This window comes from Enteractinococcus helveticum (genome assembly GCF_020742345.1).
Taxonomy (GTDB): Bacteria; Actinomycetota; Actinomycetes; order Actinomycetales; family Micrococcaceae; genus Yaniella; species Yaniella helvetica_A.
The window spans coordinates 1-5,046 of sequence record NZ_DYXC01000076.1 but is presented as its reverse complement, the minus strand read 5'-3'; the positions used below and the strand labels follow the sequence as shown (position 1 = coordinate 5,046).

8 protein-coding genes are annotated in these 5,046 nt (G+C 52.9%); 6 read left to right on the top strand and 2 right to left on the bottom strand.

Going from position 1 to position 5,046, the window contains the following annotated elements; translation table 11 throughout:
• Window positions 1-309: 309 nt before the first annotated feature.
• Window positions 310-624, bottom strand: coding sequence for a transposase (locus K8V32_RS07375; protein WP_303905184.1), 315 nt, complete (start codon window positions 622-624; stop codon window positions 310-312).
• A 54-nt stretch (window positions 625-678) separates the two neighbouring features.
• On the opposite strand from K8V32_RS07375, the gene K8V32_RS07370 reads away from it, so the two are divergent.
• Both K8V32_RS07370 and K8V32_RS07365 read left to right on the top strand, forming a co-directional pair.
• On the top strand, window positions 679-993 hold the full coding sequence (locus K8V32_RS07370) for a serine hydrolase (protein ID WP_303905181.1): 315 nt from the start codon (window positions 679-681) through the stop codon (window positions 991-993).
• A complete protein-coding gene (locus tag K8V32_RS07365) occupies window positions 942-1,466 on the top strand; it encodes a serine hydrolase family protein (protein ID WP_303905178.1) in 525 nt (174 codons plus the stop codon). The genes K8V32_RS07370 and K8V32_RS07365 overlap by 52 nt, the downstream gene beginning before the upstream one ends.
• 116 nt (window positions 1,467-1,582) lie before the next feature.
• On the opposite strand, the gene K8V32_RS07360 is transcribed toward K8V32_RS07365, so the two are convergent.
• Entirely contained in the window at window positions 1,583-1,738 is a 156-nt protein-coding gene (locus K8V32_RS07360; RefSeq protein ID WP_303905175.1) for a hypothetical protein, read from the bottom strand.
• A 122-nt stretch (window positions 1,739-1,860) separates the two neighbouring features.
• On the opposite strand from K8V32_RS07360, the gene K8V32_RS07355 reads away from it, so the two are divergent.
• The 4 genes from K8V32_RS07355 to K8V32_RS07340 all read left to right on the top strand — a co-directional run.
• Window positions 1,861-2,838, top strand: a complete 978-nt coding sequence (locus tag K8V32_RS07355) for an ABC transporter substrate-binding protein (RefSeq protein WP_303905172.1) — start codon at window positions 1,861-1,863, stop codon at window positions 2,836-2,838.
• Complete coding sequence (locus tag K8V32_RS07350) at window positions 2,828-3,640, top strand: ABC transporter permease (protein WP_303905169.1); 813 nt, start codon at window positions 2,828-2,830, stop codon at window positions 3,638-3,640. The genes K8V32_RS07355 and K8V32_RS07350 overlap by 11 nt, the downstream gene beginning before the upstream one ends.
• Window positions 3,637-4,395, top strand: a complete 759-nt coding sequence (locus tag K8V32_RS07345; RefSeq protein ID WP_303905166.1) for an ABC transporter permease — start codon at window positions 3,637-3,639, stop codon at window positions 4,393-4,395. The genes K8V32_RS07350 and K8V32_RS07345 overlap by 4 nt, the downstream gene beginning before the upstream one ends.
• A 15-nt stretch (window positions 4,396-4,410) precedes the next feature.
• Window positions 4,411-5,046, top strand: a 636-nt coding sequence (locus K8V32_RS07340) for an ABC transporter ATP-binding protein (RefSeq protein ID WP_303905162.1), incomplete at its 3' end; no start/stop codon positions are given.

Below are 5,046 nucleotides of genomic sequence, written 5' to 3'. Positions count from 1 at the left end.
CATCAGCGACAATAGACATAGCGGTCGGTGTACCTTCCAATGCGATGGGCAGGGTTAGCGGCCGTCAGACGGCCGGTACCAGTCCGGGCATTGCATCACATCGGAACAGCACTGTGATGAGTCACGCCGAGTCTTCTTGGCGGACAATCTTCTTATTAAGTCACCCGAAGTGGGCCGGAGGGTACTGGCCGCCACCTGGAACGGACAAGTCTCGTACAAGGCACCCACAGGGGCCAGCGGGTAGAAGGGTCGCATCCACAGATTGAACGGTCAATACCTATCCTGCCAGCCGATCCCAGACCAGCTACCTCAAGTCTCACAGCGGGTAGAGCCTTTTCCCGGCAAATTCGCCTGCGATAAATACGCTGCTGCACGACGCAGGACTTCGTTTCCCTCTTCCAGCAGCCGGTTGCGTTTCCGCAATTCTTTGAGCTCGTCGTGCGCTGACGTTGTCACGCCTGACTGCTCGTCGGCTTCAGTGCGAGCTTGTCGCATCCACTTATCTAGGGTGCCAACATGAATGCCAAAGTCCCTGGCAATTTGAGCCAGCGTAACACCGGCATCACGATTCAATGTCACATGGACAACATCGTCGCGAAACTCTTTGGGAAACGGGGTAGGCATAGGTTCATCCTTCCAGCCCAGCAGTCAGCTAGCCAGATCGAATGTCACCTATTCATGCAGCAGTTCACACTCGAGGCGCTCAATGGCTACGGTTTGGCCGAAGGTTCACAGTTTGAGCCCGGCACTGACCACGTGTATTCAAATACCTCAACGAATCTGCTCGCCGTCGTCATTGAAGAAGTGACCGGCCAATCGATTGCCGAGGCCATTGACGAGCGCATCATTGAGGAACTCGACCTGACCGATACCGTCTACGCCGGCTCCGACGAGGACTGGGTGATCCGCACGCCCAGGGTCACCAGCCAGCTGACGGTGAGATGGCGCCAATATTCAATAACTTCTCTGCAATGGGCGCCTCGGGAGCGATGATCTCGACGACGGCGGATATGAGGGTGTGGGTCAAGGCGCTGGCGACAGGAGAGCTGATCTCGCCTGAACTGCAGGAAGAGCGGCTGGTCGGTGCACCGCTAAGCGATGGCCCTGAATACGACGAGTATGCGGTTGGCATCGGTTCACTTGAAAGCTGGTGGGGCCATACCGGCGACGGACTATGTTCTAGTTCCCTAGTGATGTACAACCTAGACTCGGACTACAGCATTGCGATCTTTGTGAATATGTCCGATGCGATCGACACTTCAGACGAGGGTTCTGGGCGCATAGTGCACGTGCTTACTATCTTGATGCGTGAGTACGTAGCGATTTCAGCGGGAGAAAGACGATCGTTTATTGACGTCGGGACTCTGCCCCGGGAAGGCGGGCCTCTGGCCTCGGAAACCGTAGAGAATTCCACGGGGTTGAGGACGCACTCTTGGCCGAAAAACTCGAGCTCACCGGCATCGTGATTCGTCGGCCGCGGTTCAGGTCATCACGGACCTCCACACCACAGCCCCTTTGGCGCTTATGCCCTGACTAGCTGGATTTGAGGCCTCAGTTAGATAGTGCGACATGTCATCTCGACTTACTCAGCCTGCTCGTGCTGCGCTTCTGCTTCAGCTGCTTTTGCAGATTGCTCTTCCACAATGTGCTGTTCTGGAGGGTGCGGGCACAGTACCAACGCGCCTCGGAGTTGCTGCAGAGGTGATGAAGCGTCCCAAAACGCGAGACCGTCGTCCATGTTTCATATATCCCTGTTGTGTTTAGGCTACCGCAGATTGATGGCTTGTAGTGACGCACCTCACTGGTGTACGATACGAATCGTACACCATTTATTGAGGGGCCGATATGACGGAGAAAAACATGTCTAAGTTGAAACTGGGCGCAGCCATCACGGTAGGTGCTTTTCTGCTAGCTGGGTGCGCCAGTGCCGATGCAGACGACGCGGCGGATGCGGAAGACCAAGTTACGAAGCTTACGGTTGGCATCACTCCGATCGCTAATGCAGCGCACTTATATATAGCCATCGAGGAGGGCTTTTTTGAAGAAGAAGGCCTAGAAGTGACTCCTTCGACTATTCAAGCAACGTCTACTGCGGTCCCCTCCCTTATGAACGACGAACTGCAAGTTGCACTCATGAATTCGATACCTGTCGTGACAGCTGCTTCGAAGAACCTTCCTATTACGGTTATCTCTGGTTCTGATCGCTACTCGAAGGACGCCTCTCTCGACACCACCGCTTTGGTCGTTAGTCCCAAAAACGACATCGCTGAAGTCGCTGATCTAGCGGGTAAGACCGTGGCAGTGGTAGGTCTCAAATCTGGTCCCGATCTCGCGCTTCACGTTGTCTTGGATGAAGCGGGTGTCGATGTTGATGACGTCGAAATCGTGGAAATCTCTTATCCAGACATGATGCCTGCGCTGGAATCAGAGCGGATTGACGCGGCTTTCTTAGTGGACCCATTTTTGTCGGTGGCTAAAGGTGAAGGATTTGAGACTATTTCTCAGCCCTTTACGGATGGTCTCGGGGGCATGACTGCGCTCCAATGGGTCTCAAGCGACAGCTTTGTTGAGAGTAACCCGGACACGGCCCGCAAATTTAACGCTGCAATCGCAAAAGCAGGAGAATTCGCAAACGATAATCCAGACAAAGTTCGCGGTGTCCTGCCTGAGTTCACATCACTCTCAGAAGAAGCGATCAATAACGCAATTTTGCCATTCTACGATGCCACCGTCTCACCGCAGGACCTTCAAGATCACGCAGATCTGATGGGCGAACACGATTTCATTGATAAAGGCCACGTAGTCGAAGGACTGTTATGGAGTGACGATGACCGTTAGTAGTGCGGAGACCGTAACTAACAAAATACGTCCTCGAAAGGAGAAACCTCGGACCAATCAGGTTCTTGTTATCGTGGGTCTGCTGGTCTTATGGCAGATCTTCGCGACAATTGGCAGTTTAGGAGCTGTTCCGACTCCGGTAGAAGTCACCGTTGCTTTTGGGTCTCTCCTTGCTGGTGGCACGATATGGTCCCCATTAGGCGAAACAATGCTCAGCTGGGCATTAAGTTTGGTGGCAGCGACCATCGTTGGTGTCGCCGTTGGTTTTCCGTTAGGTGTCAGCCGTATCGCGTACCGCATGTCCGCCCTGACTCTGGACTTTCTGCGGACGATTCCAGCACTGGTGCTAGTGCCCCTCGTGGCCTTGCTTTTCGGTGCAGGCATTGAAAGCGTGGTTGTACTGGCTTTCCTGGCCGCAGTTTGGGCCGTCCTCATGCAAGCGATATACGGCGTACACGATGTTGATCCAGTGGCTCGCGAGACTTTTCGGTCGCTCCGCGTAAGAAAAATTGACTACGTGCGACTTTTGCTTCTTCCCTCTGCTGCCCCGTACCTCTCAACTGGGATACGTCTTGCGGCCGCGGTGTGTCTATTGGTGTCAATCAGTGCACAAATTGTGATCCCCGCTGGTGGCCTTGGAGAAGCCATTCTCATTGCCCAACTCGGAGGCGCCGTACCTGAGATGTATGCATATATCTTCTTATGCGGACTCTTGGGAATTGCCATTGACGCAGCTTTTCGAGCGATGGAACGCAGAGCCCTCAACTGGCATCCTGCGCACCGAAAGACGAGGACAAAGTGAAAAAAGGAATTCTCTGGATACTTCTACCAATAGTACTTCCAGTGTCGCTATTCCTAGCGTGGTGGATCAGTAGTGCGAACGCGGACTCGATATTCTTCCCGCCACTTCAGATAATTTTAGATCGGTTCCAAGAGCTATGGCTATTTGCACTTTTCGGAGAGCACGTGATTCCAAGCCTTTTAGCTTTGGGGGTTGGTCTTAGCTTATCGATTGTCATTGGTGTCAGTGGCGGCGTCATTTTGGGATTAAATCAACAGATCGTCTCAGCGCTTGACCCAGTCCTCCAGTTTTTTCGGTACCTCCCGGCCGTAGCTCTCCTGCCTCTGGCAATCCAGCTGATCGGTATCGGTATGGACATGCGAATCGCGATAATCGTCTTTGGAGCCCTATGGCCCGTTCTGCTCAACACTATTGAGGGCGTTCGCTCGGTGCATCCTTCATTGGTTGACGTCGCTAAGTCATACCAAATTCGGATGCGGGATTGGATATTTCGCATGGTCTTACCAAGTGCGGCTCCCCAGATTTTTGCAGGGATTCGAGCATGTCTAGCTGTGGCTGTGATCCTCATGTTTGCAAGCGAACTCATGGGTTCGTCTAGAGGTATCGGATATTTCATTTTGGAGGCTCAGCGCCAATTCGCAATGCCCGAGATGTGGTCAGGAATGATCTTGCTCGGGATTGTCGGATATTTGTTGAATGTCGCTCTAATGGTAATAGAACGTCGTGCACTGAGTTGGCACCAAAAAACGCGTTAGAAGAATGGGAACATTATGAATGTTGAAGATATGAATGATCAGACGCCGTTGTTGGACGTCCGAGGGATCGCAAAGTCTTATGGAGACACACGAGTACTCGATGATGTCACTTTTACCGCTGGCTCAGGAGAGTTTGTTTGCATCGTGGGCCCCTCTGGCTCAGGAAAGACAACTCTGCTCCGGGCGCTGGCCGCTCTTGGCCCTGCGGATTCGGGCGAAGTTCGCTTAAATGGAGAGGCTATTGTTAAACCTCCAGCTGAGTTATCAGTGGTCTTTCAAGATTACAGTCGTTCGTTAATGCCGTGGATGCGCGTGCAGCAAAACATTGAACTGCCGCTTCGACGACTGAAATTATCAGCTGCAGACCAGGAACAACGGGTTGCAAATGCTCTCCGCGATGTCGGGCTAGAACATGCCGCGAAGCTATATCCTTGGGAAATGTCAGGCGGTATGCAACAACGCGTAGCCATCGCTAGATCGCTTGCTTATCGACCCCAGGTCCTAGTGATGGATGAACCCTTTGCTTCTGTGGACGCCCAGACACGCGCTGATCTAGAAGACTTGATGCTAGATATTAGAGATCGACTGGGCGTGACAATCATCCTAGTCACTCACGATATCGATGAAGCAGTCTATCTGGCCGACAAGGTG

Bases quoted from the DNA above. Each gene is read 5' to 3' on its own strand.
- K8V32_RS07375 (WP_303905184.1), bottom strand. From the start codon at position 624: ATGCCTACCCCGTTTCCCAAAGAGTTTCGCGACGATGTTGTCCATGTG.
- K8V32_RS07370 (WP_303905181.1), top strand. From the start codon at position 679: ATGCAGCAGTTCACACTCGAGGCGCTCAATGGCTACGGTTTGGCCGAA.
- K8V32_RS07365 (WP_303905178.1), top strand. From the start codon at position 942: ATGGCGCCAATATTCAATAACTTCTCTGCAATGGGCGCCTCGGGAGCG.
- K8V32_RS07360 (WP_303905175.1), bottom strand. From the start codon at position 1,738: ATGGACGACGGTCTCGCGTTTTGGGACGCTTCATCACCTCTGCAGCAA.
- K8V32_RS07355 (WP_303905172.1), top strand. From the start codon at position 1,861: ATGTCTAAGTTGAAACTGGGCGCAGCCATCACGGTAGGTGCTTTTCTG.
- K8V32_RS07350 (WP_303905169.1), top strand. From the start codon at position 2,828: ATGACCGTTAGTAGTGCGGAGACCGTAACTAACAAAATACGTCCTCGA.